A 17,229-nucleotide genomic window follows, 5' to 3' on the forward strand; every position below is an offset into this window, starting at 1 on the left:
AACCGGACCCTTGACATCCGGCGCCGTGGTCGTGAGGGTAACGGAGATCGAGACGTAGATCACTGGTCAGACCAGTTCGGGAGGACTGACGTGAAGATTCCCAGCCTGTCGCGGGCCCGCACCCTGACGGCCGTGGCCGCAGCCGCCTCCCTCGTGCTGGCGGCCTGCTCGGCCGGATCGGGCACCAGCCCGAGCGGCGACGACAGCGGTGGTGGCGGGACCAGTGACGAGCAGCTGACGGTCGGGCTCGTCGCCGAGCCCGTCAACCTCGACTTCACGACCACCGACGGCGCCGCGATCCCGCAGGCCCTCCTCTACAACGTCTACGAGAACCTGGTCGAGGTCGACCAGGAGGGGGAGATCGTACCGTCGCTCGCCGAGTCCTGGGAGGTCTCGGAGGACGGGACGACCTACACCTTCCAGCTGGTCGACGGCGCCACGTTCGCCAACGGCGAGCCCTTCACGGCCCAGGACGCCACGTTCTCGATCGAGCGGGTCTCCTCGGACTGGACGATCTCGCTCAAGGCGGCGATGGACGTCGTGAAGTCGGTCGAGGCCCCGTCGGACACCGAGCTCGTGGTGACCCTGAAGCAGCCCAGCAACGACTGGCTCTACCGGATGACCACGCGCGTCGGCGCCATGTTCGACGAGCAGGGCGTCTCCGACCTGGCCAACGACCCGGTCGGCACCGGCCCCTACGACGTCGGCGACTGGACCCGCGGCGACTCGATCACGCTGACCCGCAACGACGACTACTGGGGCGAGGCGCCGTACTTCGAGACCGTGACCCTCCAGTACTTCAAGGACGCCACGGCGCTCAACAACGCCTTCCTGAGCGACACCATCGACGTCATCGGCACCGTGCAGACGCCGGAGTCGCTCGAGCAGTTCGAGGGCAATGACGCCTACCAGGTCATCGAGGGCACCACCAACGGCGAGGTGGTGCTGTCGATGAACAACGAGTCGGGGCCGATGAGCGACCTGAAGGCCCGGCAGGCGGCCCGCCACGCCATCGACCACCAGGCGCTCGTCGACACCTGCTGGGCCGGGCGCGGCGAGCTGATCGGCAGCATGGTGCCGCCGACCGACCCGTGGTTCGAGGACCGCACCGGCGACTACCCCTACGACCCCGACCGGGCCGAGCAGCTGCTCCAGCAGAGTGAGGCCGCCGACGAGACCGTCCGGCTGCGGCTGCCGACGCTGCCGTACGCCGACGCGTGCGGCCAGGTGGTGAAGAGCCAGCTGGAGGAGGTCGGCTTCACCGTCGAGCTGGACCAGCTGGAGTTCCCGGCGGCGTGGCTCAACACGGTGTTCACCAACGCCGACTACGACCTGTCGATCATCGCCCACGTGGAGCCCCGCGACATGGGCGCGGTGTTCGGCGACCCGACGTACTACACCCGCTACGGCGACCCCGAGTTCCAGGACCTGCTCGCGCAGGCCGACCGCGGCACCCCGGACGAGCAGGTCGACCACATGCGGCAGGCCGCCCAGAAGCTGTCGGACGACGCCGCGGCCGACTGGCTGTTCCTGCTGCCCAACCTGGTCGTGGCCGACGCCGACGTCACCGGACTCCCGCAGAACGCCATCTCGGAGTCCTTCGACGTCACCGGGCTCGGCCGCGAGTGACCTGACCCGAGACCCATGCTGCTCCGCGTCCTGCAACGCCTCGCGATCCTGCTGGGCAGCCTGCTGGTGAGCTCGGTCGTCGTGTTCACGTTCATGGCGGTGCTGCCCGGGAACCCCGCACGCGTCGCGCTGGGCGTCAACGCCTCCGACGAGGCGGTCGCCCAGATGGAGCAGCAGTTCGGGCTCGACCGGTCCTACGTGGTGCAGTACCTCGACTGGCTGCAGGGGCTGCTGACCCTCGACCTCGGGCAGTCCTACATCTCGCGCACCGACATCGGTCCGCAGATCACCGACCGGTTCCTGGTCACGCTGTGGCTGGTCGGCGCCGCCATGGTGATCGCGCTCGCGATCGCGGTGCCGGTCGGCACGCTGATGGCGGTCCGGCACCGCCGGTGGTCCGGGCTGGTGCTGTCGGCGGGGTCACAGGTCGGGGTCGCGGTGCCGGCGTTCCTCGCCGGGATCCTGCTGATCACCCTGTTCTCGGTGAAGCTAGGGTGGCTGCCGGCCAACGGCTGGACGCCGCCGGCCGAGGACCCGGTCATGTTCCTCCAGCAGCTCGTGCTGCCGGCGCTGTCGCTCGGGCTGGTGCAGGGAGCCGTGCTGACCCGCTACGTCCGCAGCGCCGTCCTCGACGTGCTCCGGGAGGACTACCTCCGTACGGCCCGCGCCAAGGGGCTGCGCCCCGGCCAGGCGCTCCGGCGGCACGGCCTGCGCAACGCGGCCGTGCCGGTCGTGACCGTGCTCGCCCTGCAGCTCGCGACGCTGCTGGTGGGTGCGGTGGTGGTCGAGAGGGTCTTCGTGATCCCCGGGCTCGGCAGCCTGCTGCTCGACAGCGTGTCCAACCGCGACCTGATCATGGTCCAGGACGTGGTGATGATCCTGGTCCTCGCGGTGCTCCTGGTGAACTTCGTGGTCGACCTGCTCTACGTCGTGATCGACCCGCGGCTGCGGACGGCAACCGCATGAGCGCCCTCGAGACCGGCCGGCCGGCCGGTGGCCGGCGCGGACGACGGATCGAAGCGGGCCTCGTCGTCGGTGGCGTGATCGTGCTCGGGATCATCGCGATGGCGCTGGTGTCGTTCGTCTGGACACCCCACGACCCCACCCTCGTCGACCCGAAGGCGCGGCTGCTGGAGCCGTCGGCGGAGTACTGGTTCGGCACCGACAAGTTCGGTCGCGACGTCTTCAGCCGGATCATGGTCGGGTCGCGGACCACCCTCTTCGTCGGGTTCGTCGCGGTCGGGGTGGCGGCGCTGGTGGGCGTCCCGCTCGGCATCCTCGCAGCGATGGGGTCACGGTGGTTCGGGGAGCTGGTGATGCGCGGCAACGACCTGCTGCTCGCCTTCCCGGCCCTGCTCCTGGCCATCATGTTCGCGACGGTCTACGGCGGCGGCACCCTGGTCGCCATGGTGGCGATCGGGATCGCCACCATCCCGAGCTTCGCCCGGCTGGTGCGCAGCGGCACCCTCCAGGTGCTCCGGACCGAGTACGCGATGGCGGCCCGCGCGGCCGGCCGGACGCCGTTCGCGATCGGCGTGCGGCACGTCCTGCCCAACGTCAGCAGCCTGGTCATCGTGCAGGCCTCGGTCGGCTTCGCGATCGCGGTGCTGGCGGAGGCGGCGCTGTCGTTCCTCGGGTACGGCACGCCGCCGCCCACGCCGTCGTGGGGCCGGATGCTGCAGGAGAGCCAGGAGCTGCTGTTCTCGGCGCCCCGGCTCGCGGTCTTCCCGGGTGCCGCGATCGCCCTCGCCGTGCTCGGCTTCAACCTGCTCGGCGACGGGCTGCGGGACCGCTTCGACCCCAAGCTCGAGGACCGCCGGTGAACGGCGTCGTGACCGTCGAGGGCCTCGGGGTCGAGACCGGCCACCACCGGCTGGTCGACGACGTGGGCTTCGAGATCCGGGCGGGGGAGCGGGTCGGCCTGATCGGCGAGTCCGGCTCCGGGAAGTCCCTCACGGCGCTGGCCATGATGGGCCTGCTCCCCGAGGGCCTCCGGGCGCGCGGCTCGGTGCGGGTGGCGGGGGTCGGGGCCGACCTGGTCGGTGCCGACGAACGGACCCTGTCCGGCGTCCGCGGCCGGGAGGTCGCGATGGTGTTCCAGGAGCCGATGACCGCGCTCAACCCGACGATGCGGGTCGGCCGCCAGGTCGCCGAGGTGCTGCTGGTGCACGGCACCCGGCCCGACCGCCGCTCGGCGCACGCCGCGGCCGTCGGGCTGCTCGACCAGGTGGGCCTGCCCGACCCGGCCGACGCCGCGAGGGCCTACCCCCACCAGTTCTCCGGCGGCCAGCGGCAGCGGATCGTGCTCGCCCTGGCGCTCGCCAACGACCCGGCCCTGCTGATCTGCGACGAGCCCACCACGGCGCTCGACGTCACGGTCCAGGCGCGGGTCCTGGACCTGATCGTGCGCGGTGTGGAGGAGCGCCGGTCGGCGATGCTGTTCATCACCCACGACCTCGCGGTCGTCGCGACCGCGTGCGAACGCGTCCTGGTGATGTACGGCGGCCGGATCGTCGAGGCCGGGCCGGTGGACCAGGTGCTCACCCGTCCGCGGCACCGCTACACCCAGGGACTCGTGGGCGCCTCCGACCTCACCGCGGTCGACGAGCGGGGCCGGCTGGTGACCATCCCCGGGACGGTGCCGCCTGCCGGTGAGTTCCCGAGCGGCTGCGTCTTCCGCAGCCGCTGCGGCCACGCGGACGCCGCCTGCGCGGAGCTGCCGCCCTGGGCCGGCACCGGCCCGGACGCCGGCCACGCGTGCGTCCACCCGGTCACCGACGACGAGGAGCTGGCCCGTGCCTGAGCCGACGTACGGCGCCGCCGACCCGGCCGCCGCGATCAGCGTGCGCGGCCTGGTCCGCGACTACCGGCGACCGCGCACCTCGCTGCGCCGACCGGCACCCGTGGTGCACGCGCTGCGGGGCGTCGGCTTCGACGTGGCCCACGGCGAGCACTTCGGGATCGTCGGGGAGTCCGGCTGCGGCAAGTCGACGCTGCTGCGTATCGTCGCGGGCCTCGACCGGGCCACGTCGGGGACGGTGATGGTCGACGGCCACGACATCACCGACCTCCCGGACCGGCGCCTCGGCTTCCTCCGCGAGCACCTCCAGGTCGTGTTCCAGGACCCGATGGGCTCGCTCGACCCGCGGATGCGGGTGCGCGACATCGTGGCCGAGCCGCTGGTCGCGCAGGGGCACGCCGACCACGAGGCGCGGGTCGTCGAGCTGCTCGAGGCGGTGGGGTTGACCCGGGATGCCGCCGACCGGTTCCCGCACCAGTTCTCGGGCGGCCAGCGCCAGCGGATCTCGATCGCCCGGGCGCTCGCCCCCCGACCCCGCGTGATCGTGGCGGACGAGCCGGTCAGCGCGCTCGACGTCTCGGTCCGCGCCCAGGTGCTGAACCTGATCAGCGAGCTGGTCGAGGAGCTCGACCTCACCCTCGTGTTCGTCTCCCACGACCTGTCGGTCGTGCGCCACGTGTGCGACCGGGTCGCCGTCGTGCACGACGGCCGGATCGTGGAGTCCGGGCCCACCGAGCAGCTCTACGAGGACCCGCAGCACCCCTACACGCAGACCCTGATCAACGCGGTCCCCACGCTGGACAAGGCGCTCGCGGGGGTCACCGCCGCCGACCTCGCCGGTCGGCACGACACCCTGCCGGACGGGCAGGAGGAGGGATGACGCGCTCCGTGCACACCCAGCACTTCCCCGAGGGGCTCCCGGTCGGCGACCGGTGGGAGCCCGCACCCGACACCGCCGAGGTGCGGTTCCCCCACGACGGCGCGGTGGTGGCGACCGCACCGGTCGGCGACGCCGACCTCGCGCGGCGTGCGGTCGACGAGGCGGTCGCGGTCCGGGAGCAGGTGGGCCGGCTCCCGTCACGGGTCCGCCGACAGGCCCTGCTCGCCACCCACGACGCGGTCGCCGCGCGGCGTACGGCGTTCGAGGAGCTGCTGGTCCTCGAGACCGGCAAGCCGCTGGTCGACTGCCGGGTCGAGGTCGACCGGACCCTGCTGACGCTGCAGACCGCCGCTGAGGAGGTCGCGCGGCTGCACGGGGAGACGGTGCCGCTCGACCTGCTGCCGAGCGGCGACGGGCTGCAGGGCTTCTGGGTGCGCAAGCCGATCGGGGTCGTGGTCGGCATCGCGGGGTTCAACTACCCGTTGCTGCTCGCCACCCACAAGATCGCCCCGGCGCTCGCCGCCGGCTGTCCCGTCGTCGCCAAGCCGGCGCCACAGACGCCCGTCGCGACCCTGTGGCTCGTGCACCTCGTCCGGGAGGCGCTCGCCGAGGCCGGCGGACCGCGGACGGCGGTGCAGCTGGTGACGGGGGGTCCCGAGGTCGGAGCGGCGCTCACCACCGACCCGCGGCTGGGCGCCGTGTCGTTCACCGGCTCCGCCGCCGTCGGCCACCGGATCGCCCGCGACGCGGCGCCGACCAAGGTGCTGCTCGAGCTGGGCTCCAACGCCGCCCTCGTGGTGGCGGCCGACGCCGACCTCGACGCCGCCGCCGACGCCGTGGTGCGCGGTGGCTACTACGCGTCCGGCCAGGCCTGCATCAGCGTGCAGCGGGTGGTGGTCGTCGACCCGGTCCGCGACGCCTTCCTCGACCGGCTCGCCGCACGGATGGCGGACGTCGTCGTCGGCGACCCCCGCGACGAGCGGACCCGGGTCTCCGCACTCATCGACCGGCGGTCCGCCGATCGCGTCCAGGAGTGGCTGGCGGCGGCGGTCGCCGCCGGGGCCGAGGTGGTCGCGGGCGGCGAGGTCGACGGTGCCGTGGTGGCACCGACCGTGCTGCTCGACGTGCCCGACGGCCTCCCCGCCTGGGACGAGGAGGTGTTCGCCCCGGTGGTCGCGGTGCGGTCGGTGCCCGACCTCGCCACTGCGTACGACGTGGTCAACGCCTCGCGCTACGGGCTCCACGCGAGCGTGTTCACCGCGTCGCTCGAAGCGGCGTTCGAGGCGATCGACCGGCTCGAGGTCGGGGGAGTGGTGGTCAACGAGGTGCCCGGCTTCCGTTCCGACGTGATGCCCTACGGCGGCGTCAAGGACTCCGGCGCCGGGCGCGAGGGTCCGCGCTTCGCCGTCGAGGAGCTCACGGTGACCCGGATGGCCGTGATCCGGCCGACGACGAGGAGGGGCTGATGACCACGACCGACGACAGGGTCGCCGCCTACGCCGACCTGTTCCGGCTCGACGGTCGCCGTGCGGTGGTCGTCGGCGCCGGCAGCGGCATCGGCCGGGAGAGCGCGCTCGCGCTGGCCGCCCACGGCGCCGAGGTGGTGTGCGCCGATCGTGACCTCGAGGCCGCCGAGCAGACCGCCGCCCACGGCGGGTCGCTGTCGGCGTACGCGCTCGACGTGCTCGACGCCGCCGCGGTCGACCGCGCCGCGACCGAGCTGGGCGCGGTCGACGTGCTGGTGTTCACGGCCGCGACCAACGTGCGCAAGCGGGTCCTCGACTACTCAGCCGAGGAGTTCGACCGCGTGGTGTCGCTCAACCTGCGGGCGGCGTTCGACCTGGTGCGGGCCTTCGGCGCCGGGATGGCCGAGCGCGGCCGTGGCAGCATCATCGGCTTCAGCTCGATCCGGGCCGTGGCGGTGGAGCCCGGTCAGGGCGTCTACGCGGCGACCAAGGCGGGGCTGGTGCAGCTGCTCCGCACGGCCGCCGCGGAGCTCGGCCCCGCGGGGGTGCGGCTCAACGCGGTCGCACCCGGGATCGTCGACACCCCGCTCACCGCCCAGATCAAGGACGTGCCGGCGTGGGCCCAGGCGTACGCCGACAAGAGCGCGCTCGGCCGCTGGTCGCGTCCCGACGAGCTCGCCGGCGCGGTGGTCTACCTCGCCTCCGACGCGTCGTCGTACGTCACCGGCGCCCAGCTGGCCGTCGACGGTGGGTGGACCGCCATCGACGGCCGCTTCACCCCGCCCACCTGACGCCGAAACCGGGTCGACCCCTGGCAGCGTGACCCGTCACTCGTGCAGGTTCAGAAGGCCCCGAGCTGTCACTCGTGCAGGACGGTGCGTGCGGGAGTGACGGCTCGGTCGGTTCCGAAGCTGCAGAGGTGACGGGTCACCGACTCGGCGGTTCGGCCCGCAGGTCGATCGGGGCTGAGGGCGCGTCGGTAGGGTGCCCTCGCAACGGGGCGGTAGCTCAGCCGGTCAGAGCAGAGGACTCATAATCCTTGGGTCGTGGGTTCGAGCCCCACCCGCCCCACCCGTCCCACCAGCAGACTCCCTCGGCCACGCGCCCGGCCGGGAGCCGGACGCGGGGCCGAGCAGAGCTCAGCCGAGCGGGATCCTCAGCACCTCACCCGCGCCCGCGCACGTGCCGCAGTTGCTCACGTACGCCGCGTGGCCGCGGATCGTCAGGCCGCCCGGCGTGATCAGACCCTCGGACATGATCTCGGTCTGGCTGCCGTCGTCGTCGACCCTGATCAGCGCACCGGTCGGGTCGCCCGAGAGCAGGCCGTTCGCGAAGATCTCCAGCACGTACAACCGGCCGTGCTTGTCGAACGCGATGTCGATGATGTTGGTGAACCCGGTCGCGGCCACCGTGACGTCCCCGGACGCCGACACCCGGTAGACGTTGGCGACGCCCGGCAGGAACGGGAAGCCGGTCAGCTGGCCGACGTACCATGCTCCGTCGGGCCCACGCTGCACCGACGTCGGGACCTCGTCGAAGGTGGCGTCCCCCACGGTGCGGTTCGGGAAGATCGCCAGCACCTTGACCCGGCCGTTCTTCTTCACCAGCAGCAGGTCGTTGGCGCCGGCGTCAGCGACGACCATCCCCTTCTTGCCGCGGATCATCGAGTTCGGGTTGACGTTCTCCTCGTCACCGGTGGGGTTGTTCGCGTCCTCGAACGCCGCCAGGTCGGCGACGGTCACCACACCGTGCTTCCCGGACACCGCCAGCAGCTGACCCATGTCGGCCAGCTCGGGGACGGTGTTGCTGAAGTCGAGGTCGAGCCCGAGCCCCTCGGTGACGAACATCTTTCGGCCCGCGAAGGCCACGTCGGACGGACCGATCGCGAACTCGCCGGTGCCCTCGTTGGCGATCGACCCGAGCCCGTCGACGACGCGGCGCTGGCCGTGCCTGCCGATCTTGGTGACCCCGCCGGACTCGCCGAAGCACACGGTGGGTCCCTCGGGACCCGGGAAGCACGGGCCCGCGCCGCCGGTGCCCGACTCGGCGACGTACAACGAGCCCCTGCGGTCGAAGGCCAGGCCCCGTGGGTTGTCCAGCCCCGTCGCGATCACCCGGGGTTCCCCCGGGGAGCCACCCCCTCCGCCGGCGGTGGCGGGCTGGACGCCCGTCACCGCCAGTCCGGCTGCGGCGAACAGGGCGATGATCCCGAGACGGTGTGCGCGTGCCATGAATACCCCCTCTGTCGTGTGCTGCTCACGCCCCCACGTCTGGTTACTGCACCTTGGTGCCGTACATCTCCCCGAGCGGGTCGGCGATCAGCTCCAGCCGGGCACCGTTGGGGTCCCGGAAGTAGACCGAGGTGCCGCTCTCGCGCAGGTACTCGACGCCGGCCGCGTCGAGCTTGTCGACCAGCCGCTCCCACTGCGCCGGCTCCACCGAGATCGCGATGTGGTGCAGTCCGCCCATGACCTCGGCGTACTCGCCGACGTCGAGGCCCGGGAAGTCGAAGAAGGCCAGCAGGTTTCCGTGCCCGATGTCGAAGAAGAAGTGGTTGGAGCCCTGGTAGTCGCGGTTCTCGAAGATCTCCGTGAGCGGGAACTCCAGCAGCTCCTGGTAGAACCTGATGGTCTCCTCGACGTCACGCGCGATGACGGCGAAGTGGTGGAGTCCGCGGGCCGAGGACGCCGGCCGTCGACCGGTCGGCAGGAGGTAGGCCTCGCGGAGCCGCTCCCGCTCGGAGTCGATGGCGGTGAGGTCGATGTCGGTCATGGGCACCTCAGATCCTGAAGAAGATGTTCAAGAAGCGGTCGGCGACCGCGCGGTCACCCCTGATCGTGCCTGCATTGCTTCGCCCGAACGCGGTCAGCACGAAGCTCCCCGGGTCGAACTCGAGGACGGTCAGGTCATCGGCCTCGCCGGCGGCGTACGAGAACCCCTCCTCGGTCAGCGAGACCCGCGTGGTTCCCTCGTGCGGGCCGGAGGTGAGGCGGACGCCGATCTCGCAGGCGTCGTCCGGCCCGACCGGGTTGGTCGTGTACTGCCACAGCACGTACATGAAGGGCACGAGCAGGTCCGCGGCCTCACCCGACAGGCCGTGCGCGCGGCCGGTGCCCTGCCGGACGTCCCAGGAGTGGACGCCGTAGTCCATCAGCTGGAAGGCCGGGTAGAAGAACGCGGGAAGCGGTCCCATGTAGAAGTGCGGGACCAGCAGGTCGGTCCAGTCCGCGTCGGTCAGCGCCTCGAACGTCGTCATCATCGTGTCGAAGTCGGCGCGTGCCCGCTCGACCAGCTCGGATCGGGTCACCGACCGGAAGGCCAGCGCCATGTCGTCGCACCGGGCGGCCATGCCCGGCAGACCGTACGCCGGTTCGACCTCCCGGTGGTTGCGGGCGGCGTCGAACGAGACGAAGTAGGCCTCGGTGGTGTCCACCAGGTGACCGACGACGTCGCGCACCTGCCAGTGCCCGGCGCCGGTGGGCGCCTCCCAGGCCTCGTCGCGGTCGACGAGGTCGAAGAACTGCTCTGCTTCCTGTCGCACGACCCGCAGGACCGTGTCCTTGCCGTCCGGGGTCATGGCGTTCCAGGTCTCCATGACCGACCTCCTCGTGAGAGGTGAGTGCACACGTGCCGGACCCGATCCCGGTCCAGGGCTGCGACGGAGCGGCGCGACGACGCCGACCCGACGAGTCGTCGTTGTGGATTCAACCGGAGGCTACACCCGGAGCGGCTCCCCGCCCCAGTGCTCACGGCAGGCCAGCTCGCCCACCGCCACCCTGGTCAGCCGCGACAGCTGCTTGACCGGCTTGCCCAGGGGTACGACGGCCGCCACGGCGTACGGGTCGGGGATGCCCAGCAGCTCCTTGAGCGCCGGCTCCTCGGCGACCGCCATCGTCGTGATGGTCCCCCCGAACCCCTCGTTGCGAGCCGCCAGCAGGATGTTCCACACCAGCGGGTAGACCGAGGCGCCGCCCACGATGCCGACCCGGTCCAGCTCCTTGTCGAGCGCTGCCACGGCCCGGAGGTCCACGCAGACGACCAGGACGACGGCGGCGCGCTGCAGCGGCTCGGTCACGGACGCGGGCACGGCGGTCGCGGCCACCTCGGCCTCGGTGACCGCGCTCGGCGAGTACCCGCTCCACGGGGTCTCGCCCGCAGCCCGCTGCGCGTGGTAGCGCCGGGCCCCCGGCGCGGTGATCTCGGCCAACCGGGCCCGGGTCGCGGGATCCCGGACGACCACGATCCGCGTGCCCTGGCGGTTGCCCCCGCTCGGGGCGAAGCGGGCGTTGTCGAGGATCGTGTGCAGGACCTCGTCCGGCAACGGGTCGTCGGTGAAGTCGCGCACCGCCGCGGTGGTGCGCATCACGTCGTACAGGTCCATGCGTCGAACCTAGCGGCGCGCCGACCCACCGGCGGGCGCGGGCCAGCGTGCTCGACCCGCGCCCCGGCGGCTCAGGACGAGGGCTGCGGCGTCCGGCACTTCACCTTCGGGTTGACCCCGACGTAGTTGAGCGGTCCGGCGACGATCGTCAGCGCGGTGTCGCTGAACTCCTTGCAGCTCACGTCCTCGTCGTCGCCGAAGTAGCCCCGCTGCCACGCGGCCAGGGCGCCGATCAGCAGCCAGACGACGACGATGATGGTCAGCAGACGTCCCATGGAGGGTCTCCTTCCCGTGTGGCTCCGGCCGTCAGAGCAGGAAGATGAGCAGCACGATAACGGCGATGACGAGAGCCGCGATGGCGATGGTGCGAGTGTTCATGGAGCTCCTTCACTTCCTTTCCCGGCCACCGTGGCCGGAGCGGGCAGTCTGGCAGGGAGACGACGTCGGGCGCTTCACCCTTCCGAGCCGGGCGCTCGTTCAGGTACGTTGCCGGCGCCGCCGGGTGCGCCGGCGACGGGTGGCCCAGAGCCCCAGGAAGAACAGGCCGAGCAGCGCGCACGCGGCCAGCCGTGCCCGGTAGCTCCAGGGCCAGACCTTGTTCCCGAAGTCGGTGCTGCCCGACAGGAGCGCCTGGTCGGAGACGGCGAGGGTCGCGCTGCTCCGCCAGTTCTCGCCGGGCGACGGCAGGGCCGAGACGTCGACCGGTGAGCCGCCGTCGAGCTCGATGTCGAGGACCCGCTCGATGCTGCCCGACTCGAGGAGGTAGGCAGTGACGGCCACCGTGTCGTCGCCGCTGAAGCCCAGCAGGCCGTCCAGGGACACGCCGGAGGTGTCCACCGTCCGCGCCTCCCCGAGCCCGCCGTCGGGGTCCGCCGGTGCGGTCACCAGGCTGAGGACCCCGTCGTCGTCCTCCTGCAGCGCGGCCAGCTGTCCGCCGTCAGGCGCCCACGCCATCGGCACGCCCTCGTCGAAGGGGGAGGGCTGGGTCGTCGGGTCCGAGCCGTCCGCGGGCAGCGTGACCAGGTCGGCGCCCGCGACGTGGTCGACCGCGCTGGAGTCGGCGCGCCACGCCGCGTGGCGCACGACCTCCGGGTCGGTGTCGGGGGCCTCTGCGACCACCTGCCCGCTGTCGAGGTCGAGCAGCGACAACCCGCCCGCGTGGACGCTCAGCATCGAGCCGTCCGGCGAGAACTTCCCCACCCGTGACGCCCCGTCGAGCGGGACCCGGCGCGCGTCGCCGGTCCCGGTGTCGTAGACCACCACTCCGTCGCCGGTGGCCCAGGCGAGCCGGTCACCGTCGCGATCGATCGCCACCGCCCCCGGCTGGGGGCTGGGCAGGTCGGGAGCGGTGAGCGCGCGGTACTCGCCGGTCCGCGCGGCGATGGCCAGCCAGGGCTGCTCGACCTCGCCCACCAGGCCGTCCTCGACCCGGGTGCCTGCGAACACCATCGAGACGGTGCCGAGCGGTCCGTACTGACCCGTCGTGCCGACGCTCGGGGGTGCGTTCTCGACGGTCGTGGGCATCGCAGCGATGCCGGACTCCTGGGGTGCGCGCGACTGGCTCCACGCCGCGTAGCCCCACGTCGAGGCGACGTACAGGAGGATCACTGCGAGGACCGTGACGCCGAGCGCCACCAGCACGCTGCGGCCGAGAGAAGAACGCACGCGAGGCAGGCTAACCGGCTCAGGTCTCGTCTGCGATCAGGTATTGCCCGTCCTCGAACTGCAGCTGGAGAACCACGTCGTCGGTGGCCTCGCTGCCGTCCTGACGCGTGTAGGCCACGGTGTACTCGACGACGAGGCTGTCCGGGTCGGCGCTCACCTCGACCGGCTCTGCCGTGGCGATCGTCGACCAGTAGCCGGAGTACCCCTCGAGGCCGCCACTGGCCCTCTGGAAGGCAGGAGTCAGCATCTCGAACGTGGTCTCGGGGGAGCTGGGCGCCGTCGCGAGGTAGTTGTCGATGAAGCGCTCCATGCCGCGGGCGGTGGGGCCCTCGGGCGCCGGCGACGAGCTGTCGGACGCGCCGCCACCCGCCTTCTCGCTCGCATCGGGACGGTCGATGGTGGGGGAGCTGCCGTCGTCCCCGCGCAGCAGGGTCCACGCGAGGGCGCCCAGCACGAGCAGGACGGCGGCGGCGAGGACGAGCGGCAGCCAGCGGCGCCGTCGACGTGAGTCCGACCCGGCGGCGGGGGGCGGGGGCTGGGCAGGAGGTGGCGTCTCGGCCGCGGGCGCAGGTGGTGACGCCTCGGCGGCGGGAGCGGCCGTCATCACCTGGGTGGCCCCGGAGCTCGTGGCCGCGGCACCTCCGCGACCACCCGAGTGCAGGTAGTCCCGGACCTCGGCCATCGACCAGCGTGCATCGGGCTGCTTGGTCATGGTGGCCTCGAGCAGCGGCGCCAGCCACCCCGCGTCCGCCAACCGCGGCGGGTCCTCGTGGACGATGCGGAACAGAGCCCCCATCAGGTTCTCGCCGACCTCGTACGGCGGCCGGCCGGACAGGGCGTGGTAGAGGGTGGCCCCCAGCGACCACACGTCACTCGCGCTGGTCGCCGTGTGGCCGCTGGCCACCTCCGGCGAGAGGTACGCCGGCGACCCGGTGACCAGCCCGGTCTGGGTGAGCGACGCGTCCGCCTCCGCGCGGGCGATGCCGAAGTCGGAGAGCTTCACCTCGTCGTCGTGGCCGACCAGGATGTTGGACGGCTTCACGTCCCGGTGGACGATCCCGGCGGCGTGCGCAGCGGCGAGTGCGTCGGCCGCCTGGCCCAGCAGTGCGGAGGCCCGCTGCAGCGAGAGCGGTCCGTCGACGCGGACCATGGCGGCCAGGGTCCGCCCCTCGACGTACTCCATGACCAGCCACTGGCCCTCGTCCTCGTTCACGAGGTCGAAGACGTGGACGACGTGCGGGTGGTTGAGGCGCGCGGCCAGCCGTGCTTCCCGTGCGGCGCGGTCGAGGTCGGGGCCGGAGACACCCGGCATGAGACCGAGCCGCTTGATGGCCACCTCGCGCCCGAGCGTCGTGTCGCGGGCCAGCCACACAGCCCCCATGCCGCCCCGGCCGATCTCGCGGTCGAGCTGGTACCTGCCTGCGATCACCCGGGCATGCTATCCACCCACCGAGACACCCGTCCGGGTGAAGCGGCGCGGCCGATCCCGGGTGCACGACCGCTGGGCATGCGGCAGGCTGTCACCCAGAGAACCGACCCCGGGAGGCACGACGTTGTCCATCGATCCCACACTCCTCGACGACCTCGAGTGGCGCGGCCTGGTCGCGCACTCGACGGACCTCGACGCCCTGCGCGACGCGCTGAGCGAGCGGAGCGTGGGCTTCTACGTGGGCTTCGACCCGACCGCGCCGAGCCTCCACATGGGCCACCTCGTCCAGGTCCTCACCGCCCGCCGACTGCAGCTGGCCGGCCACCGGCCCTACGCGCTGGTGGGCGGCGCCACCGGCATGATCGGCGACCCGAGGGACAGCGGCGAGCGCACTCTCAACTCGCTCGACGTGGTCAAGGACTGGGTCGACCGGGTGCGGGCCCAGATCGAGCCGTTCCTGGTGTTCGACGGCCCCAACGGCGCGACCATGGTCAACAACTACGCCTGGACCGCCAGCCTCTCGACCATCGACTTCCTGCGGGACGTCGGCAAGCACTTCCCCGTCAATCGGATGCTGGCGCGCGACGTGGTGAGCCGGCGGCTCGAGCAGGGCATCAGCTACACGGAGTTCAGCTACGTGCTGCTGCAGTCCTGGGACTTCCTGAACCTCTACCAGGACCATGGCGTGACGCTGCAGTTCGGTGGCTCGGACCAGTGGGGCAACCTCACGGCGGGCGTGGAGCTCATCCGCCGTGCCGCGGGCGGTCACGCCCACGCCTTCGCCACGCCCCTGCTGACCCGTTCCGACGGCACGAAGTACGGCAAGACCGAGGGCGGAGCACTCTGGCTGGACCCCGAGATGCTCTCGCCGTACGGGTTCCACCAGTTCTGGCTGAACGCCGAGGACCAGAAGGTCGGTGAGCTGCTGCGGGTCTTCACGTTCCTCTCCCGGGAGGAGATCGAGTCCCTGGAGGAGCAGACCCGGGAGAAGCCCTGGCTCAGGGCAGGCCAGAAGGCGCTGGCCGACGAGGTGACCGCGCTGGTGCACGGCGAGGACGAGACGGCCCAGGCCAAGGCGGCGGCCGCGGCCCTGTTCGGTGGGGGCGACCTCCACGGGCTTCGCGGCGCGACGCTCGGAGCGGCGCTGCGCGAGGCCGGGTCGGTCACCGTCTCGGGCGAGCTGCCCACGGTCGTCGACCTCCTGGTCGAGACCGGGCTGGCGAAGAGCAAGGGGGAGGCGCGCCGGACCGTGGGCGAGGGCGGCGCCTACCTCAACAACGACCGGGTCGACGACCCCGAGATGGTCCCGACCCAGGACGATCTGGTGGCCGGCTCGTGGCTGGTGCTGCGGCGCGGCAAGAAGAACTTCGCGGGCGTCGAGGTCGTCGGCCGGTGAGGGTGCGGCGGTGACCTGGCAAGCGGACCTGGCCGAACGCGCCCGGGCCGCCATGCCGGCAGCGATGTGGCAGTACGTCTCGTCCGGCGCCCGCGAGGGGGTGACCGCCGCCGAGGCCGGCGCGGCCTGGCGAGACGTGCGGTTCCTCCCGCGCGTGCTGCAGGACGTCTCACACGTCGACCCCGCCACCGACGTGCTCGGGCACCGCCTCGCCACACCGGTCGGGATCGCTCCCACGGCGCTGCTGCGGGCGGCCCATCCCGAGGGCGAGGTCGCGATGGCCCGCGGCGCCGCCGCTGCCGGAGCGCTGCACGTGGTCTCCTCCAACGCGGGGCACCCCTTCGCCGCGCTCCGGCTCGGTGGCCCCTGGTGGCTCCAGGCCTACGTCCCCCCCGACCGGGACTCCCTGGGCCCGGTCCTCGAGGCCGCGGTGGCGGCCGGGGCCTCGGCGGTGGTGCTGACGGCGGACACCCCCGTCGCCGGGACCAAGTACCGCCCCCGGGAGCAGGACTGGGAGGGCGTCGACCTGAGCTGGTTCCGGACCAACTTCGCCGCGCCGGGGGAGACCCGGTGGGCCACGGACCTCGGCCCCCGGGACATCGGCTGGCTGCGCGAGGTGTCCGGCGTCCCCGTCGTGGTCAAGGGTGTGCTGCGGGCGGACGACGCGCGGCGCTGCGTCGGCGCGGGCGCCGATGCGGTCTGGGTCTCCAACCACGGGGGTCGCCAGCTCGACCGCACGGTCGCGACCCGTGACGCGCTGCCGGACGTGGCTGCGGCCGTGGGTGAGCAGGTGCAGGTGTACGTCGACGGGGGTGTCTCCAGCGGGCTCGACGTGCTCGCGGCCCTGTCCCTGGGGGCCGACGCCGCGTTCGTGGGCAGGCTCGCCGTCCACGCGCTGGCGGCGGGGGGAGCCGACGAGGTGGCGGCCACCCTCGACCGGCTGACCGCCGAGCTCGTCGAGGGGATGCGGATCGCCGGCTGCGCGCGCGTGAGCGACACGCCCGGGATCGCTGGCCCGGGGCGTTTACAGGGCCGCTGACCTGCGGAAACGCTGATGTGGCACAGGACACAGGCATCCGATTTTGGACCGGCCCGCTCGGTCCCCTAATGTTCTCCGGGTCGCCACGGGAGCGGCGCCCGCCAGGTCCTCGGACCGGGGGTCGACCGTCCTGGGTGACCACCTCTCACCCTCATCGATCGGGAACCACGGTCGCGCGCCTCGGCGCCGATCACCGGGACCCGGCCACCGGGATGTGCGGGGTGGGGAGGAATGAGCTCCGATTTGCACGAGGCGAATTCATCCCGCTAGGTTTCACCAGCCGCCGTAGCAATGGCCGAGGGCCGGAGCGCGGCGTGTGTCTGATGTTTGAGAACTCAACAGTGTGTCATTTAGTCGATGAATTGATTTGTGTGCCCTGTCAATGGCTGACTCTGTTTGGGTTGGTTGTTGTTTGGGTTTTGATGATGATTCTGGCTTTTTGTCAGGGTTTGTTGTCAGGTTTGTTCTTTTTGTAGGTTTTCTACGGAGAGTTTGATCCTGGCTCAGGACGAACGCTGGCGGCGTGCTTAACACATGCAAGTCG

The 17,229-nt window shown here is 72.0% G+C and carries 16 protein-coding genes, 1 tRNA gene and 1 rRNA gene; 11 read left to right on the plus strand and 7 right to left on the minus strand.

Translation table 11 applies throughout. From position 1 onward, the window contains the following. Positions 1-90: 90 nt before the first annotated feature. The 8 genes from ACQ1X7_RS18625 (at position 91) to ACQ1X7_RS18660 (ending at position 7,846) form a co-directional block, all read left to right on the plus strand. Positions 91-1,629, plus strand: coding sequence for an ABC transporter substrate-binding protein (locus ACQ1X7_RS18625; RefSeq protein WP_432479731.1), 1,539 nt, complete (start codon positions 91-93; stop codon positions 1,627-1,629). Between the two features lie 15 nt (positions 1,630-1,644). After that, positions 1,645-2,595 carry an ABC transporter permease gene (locus ACQ1X7_RS18630; RefSeq protein ID WP_432479732.1) on the plus strand — a complete coding sequence of 317 codons (951 nt, stop codon included), beginning with the start codon at positions 1,645-1,647 and terminating at the stop codon, positions 2,593-2,595. Beyond that, positions 2,592-3,452: an ABC transporter permease gene (locus tag ACQ1X7_RS18635; protein ID WP_432479733.1), complete on the plus strand. Its 861-nt coding sequence runs from the start codon at positions 2,592-2,594 to the stop codon at positions 3,450-3,452. The genes ACQ1X7_RS18630 and ACQ1X7_RS18635 overlap by 4 nt, the downstream gene beginning before the upstream one ends. Further along, positions 3,449-4,432, plus strand: coding sequence for an ABC transporter ATP-binding protein (locus tag ACQ1X7_RS18640; protein ID WP_432479734.1), 984 nt, complete (start codon positions 3,449-3,451; stop codon positions 4,430-4,432). Before ACQ1X7_RS18635 ends, ACQ1X7_RS18640 begins: the two co-directional genes overlap by 4 nt. Continuing rightward, positions 4,425-5,309 (plus strand): ATP-binding cassette domain-containing protein, encoded by an 885-nt coding sequence (locus ACQ1X7_RS18645; RefSeq protein WP_432479735.1) that lies wholly within the window; start codon positions 4,425-4,427, stop codon positions 5,307-5,309. The genes ACQ1X7_RS18640 and ACQ1X7_RS18645 overlap by 8 nt, the downstream gene beginning before the upstream one ends. After that, positions 5,306-6,775, plus strand: a complete 1,470-nt coding sequence (locus ACQ1X7_RS18650) for an aldehyde dehydrogenase family protein (protein ID WP_432479736.1) — start codon at positions 5,306-5,308, stop codon at positions 6,773-6,775. The genes ACQ1X7_RS18645 and ACQ1X7_RS18650 overlap by 4 nt, the downstream gene beginning before the upstream one ends. Then, positions 6,775-7,566, plus strand: coding sequence for an SDR family NAD(P)-dependent oxidoreductase (locus tag ACQ1X7_RS18655; protein ID WP_432479737.1), 792 nt, complete (start codon positions 6,775-6,777; stop codon positions 7,564-7,566). The genes ACQ1X7_RS18650 and ACQ1X7_RS18655 overlap by 1 nt, the downstream gene beginning before the upstream one ends. A gap of 206 nt (positions 7,567-7,772) precedes the next feature. Continuing rightward, a tRNA-Ile gene (locus ACQ1X7_RS18660) sits at positions 7,773-7,846 on the plus strand. A 68-nt stretch (positions 7,847-7,914) separates the two neighbouring features. Here the strand turns inward: ACQ1X7_RS18660 and ACQ1X7_RS18665 are convergent. The 7 genes from ACQ1X7_RS18665 to ACQ1X7_RS18695 all read right to left on the minus strand — a co-directional run bounded on the left by ACQ1X7_RS18665 (position 7,915) and on the right by ACQ1X7_RS18695 (position 14,250). Next, complete coding sequence (locus ACQ1X7_RS18665) at positions 7,915-9,006, minus strand: ScyD/ScyE family protein (RefSeq protein ID WP_432479738.1); 1,092 nt, start codon at positions 9,004-9,006, stop codon at positions 7,915-7,917. Positions 9,007-9,049: 43 nt separating this feature from the next. Further along, positions 9,050-9,547 carry a VOC family protein gene (locus ACQ1X7_RS18670; protein ID WP_432479739.1) on the minus strand — a complete coding sequence of 166 codons (498 nt, stop codon included), beginning with the start codon at positions 9,545-9,547 and terminating at the stop codon, positions 9,050-9,052. A gap of 7 nt (positions 9,548-9,554) precedes the next feature. Beyond that, positions 9,555-10,370, minus strand: coding sequence for a maleylpyruvate isomerase family mycothiol-dependent enzyme (locus ACQ1X7_RS18675; protein WP_432479740.1), 816 nt, complete (start codon positions 10,368-10,370; stop codon positions 9,555-9,557). Between the two features lie 120 nt (positions 10,371-10,490). After that, the gene (locus ACQ1X7_RS18680) at positions 10,491-11,156 is read right to left on the minus strand and encodes a nitroreductase family protein (protein ID WP_432479741.1); all 666 of its coding nucleotides are present in this window, start codon (positions 11,154-11,156) and stop codon (positions 10,491-10,493) included. A 71-nt stretch (positions 11,157-11,227) separates the two neighbouring features. Continuing rightward, positions 11,228-11,431 (minus strand): hypothetical protein, encoded by a 204-nt coding sequence (locus ACQ1X7_RS18685; protein WP_432479742.1) that lies wholly within the window; start codon positions 11,429-11,431, stop codon positions 11,228-11,230. Positions 11,432-11,633: 202 nt separating this feature from the next. Further along, entirely contained in the window at positions 11,634-12,821 is a 1,188-nt protein-coding gene (locus tag ACQ1X7_RS18690; protein ID WP_432479743.1) for a hypothetical protein, read from the minus strand. Between the two features lie 19 nt (positions 12,822-12,840). Then, a complete protein-coding gene (locus ACQ1X7_RS18695) occupies positions 12,841-14,250 on the minus strand; it encodes a serine/threonine-protein kinase (protein WP_432479744.1) in 1,410 nt (469 codons plus the stop codon). 124 nt (positions 14,251-14,374) lie between these two features. On the opposite strand from ACQ1X7_RS18695, the gene tyrS reads away from it, so the two are divergent. The 3 genes from tyrS to ACQ1X7_RS18710 form a co-directional block, all read left to right on the plus strand. Then, positions 14,375-15,646: a tyrosine--tRNA ligase gene (tyrS, locus tag ACQ1X7_RS18700; RefSeq protein WP_432479745.1), complete on the plus strand. Its 1,272-nt coding sequence runs from the start codon at positions 14,375-14,377 to the stop codon at positions 15,644-15,646. Between the two features lie 10 nt (positions 15,647-15,656). Beyond that, complete coding sequence (locus ACQ1X7_RS18705; protein WP_432479746.1) at positions 15,657-16,685, plus strand: alpha-hydroxy acid oxidase; 1,029 nt, start codon at positions 15,657-15,659, stop codon at positions 16,683-16,685. A 480-nt stretch (positions 16,686-17,165) separates the two neighbouring features. Then, positions 17,166-17,229 (plus strand): 16S ribosomal RNA (locus ACQ1X7_RS18710); the annotation flags it as partial.

Origin of the sequence: Nocardioides sp. GXQ0305, from assembly GCF_050880345.1 — a bacterium.
GTDB lineage: Bacteria > Actinomycetota > Actinomycetes > Propionibacteriales > Nocardioidaceae > Nocardioides.

Bases quoted from the DNA above. Each gene is read 5' to 3' on its own strand.
- ACQ1X7_RS18680 (WP_432479741.1), bottom strand. From the start codon at position 11,156: ATGGACCTGTACGACGTGATGCGCACCACCGCGGCGGTGCGCGACTTC.
- ACQ1X7_RS18655 (WP_432479737.1), top strand. From the start codon at position 6,775: ATGACCACGACCGACGACAGGGTCGCCGCCTACGCCGACCTGTTCCGG.
- ACQ1X7_RS18675 (WP_432479740.1), bottom strand. From the start codon at position 10,370: ATGGAGACCTGGAACGCCATGACCCCGGACGGCAAGGACACGGTCCTG.
- ACQ1X7_RS18650 (WP_432479736.1), top strand. From the start codon at position 5,306: ATGACGCGCTCCGTGCACACCCAGCACTTCCCCGAGGGGCTCCCGGTC.
- ACQ1X7_RS18665 (WP_432479738.1), bottom strand. From the start codon at position 9,006: ATGGCACGCGCACACCGTCTCGGGATCATCGCCCTGTTCGCCGCAGCC.
- ACQ1X7_RS18630 (WP_432479732.1), top strand. From the start codon at position 1,645: ATGCTGCTCCGCGTCCTGCAACGCCTCGCGATCCTGCTGGGCAGCCTG.
- ACQ1X7_RS18635 (WP_432479733.1), top strand. From the start codon at position 2,592: ATGAGCGCCCTCGAGACCGGCCGGCCGGCCGGTGGCCGGCGCGGACGA.
- ACQ1X7_RS18685 (WP_432479742.1), bottom strand. From the start codon at position 11,431: ATGGGACGTCTGCTGACCATCATCGTCGTCGTCTGGCTGCTGATCGGC.
- ACQ1X7_RS18670 (WP_432479739.1), bottom strand. From the start codon at position 9,547: ATGACCGACATCGACCTCACCGCCATCGACTCCGAGCGGGAGCGGCTC.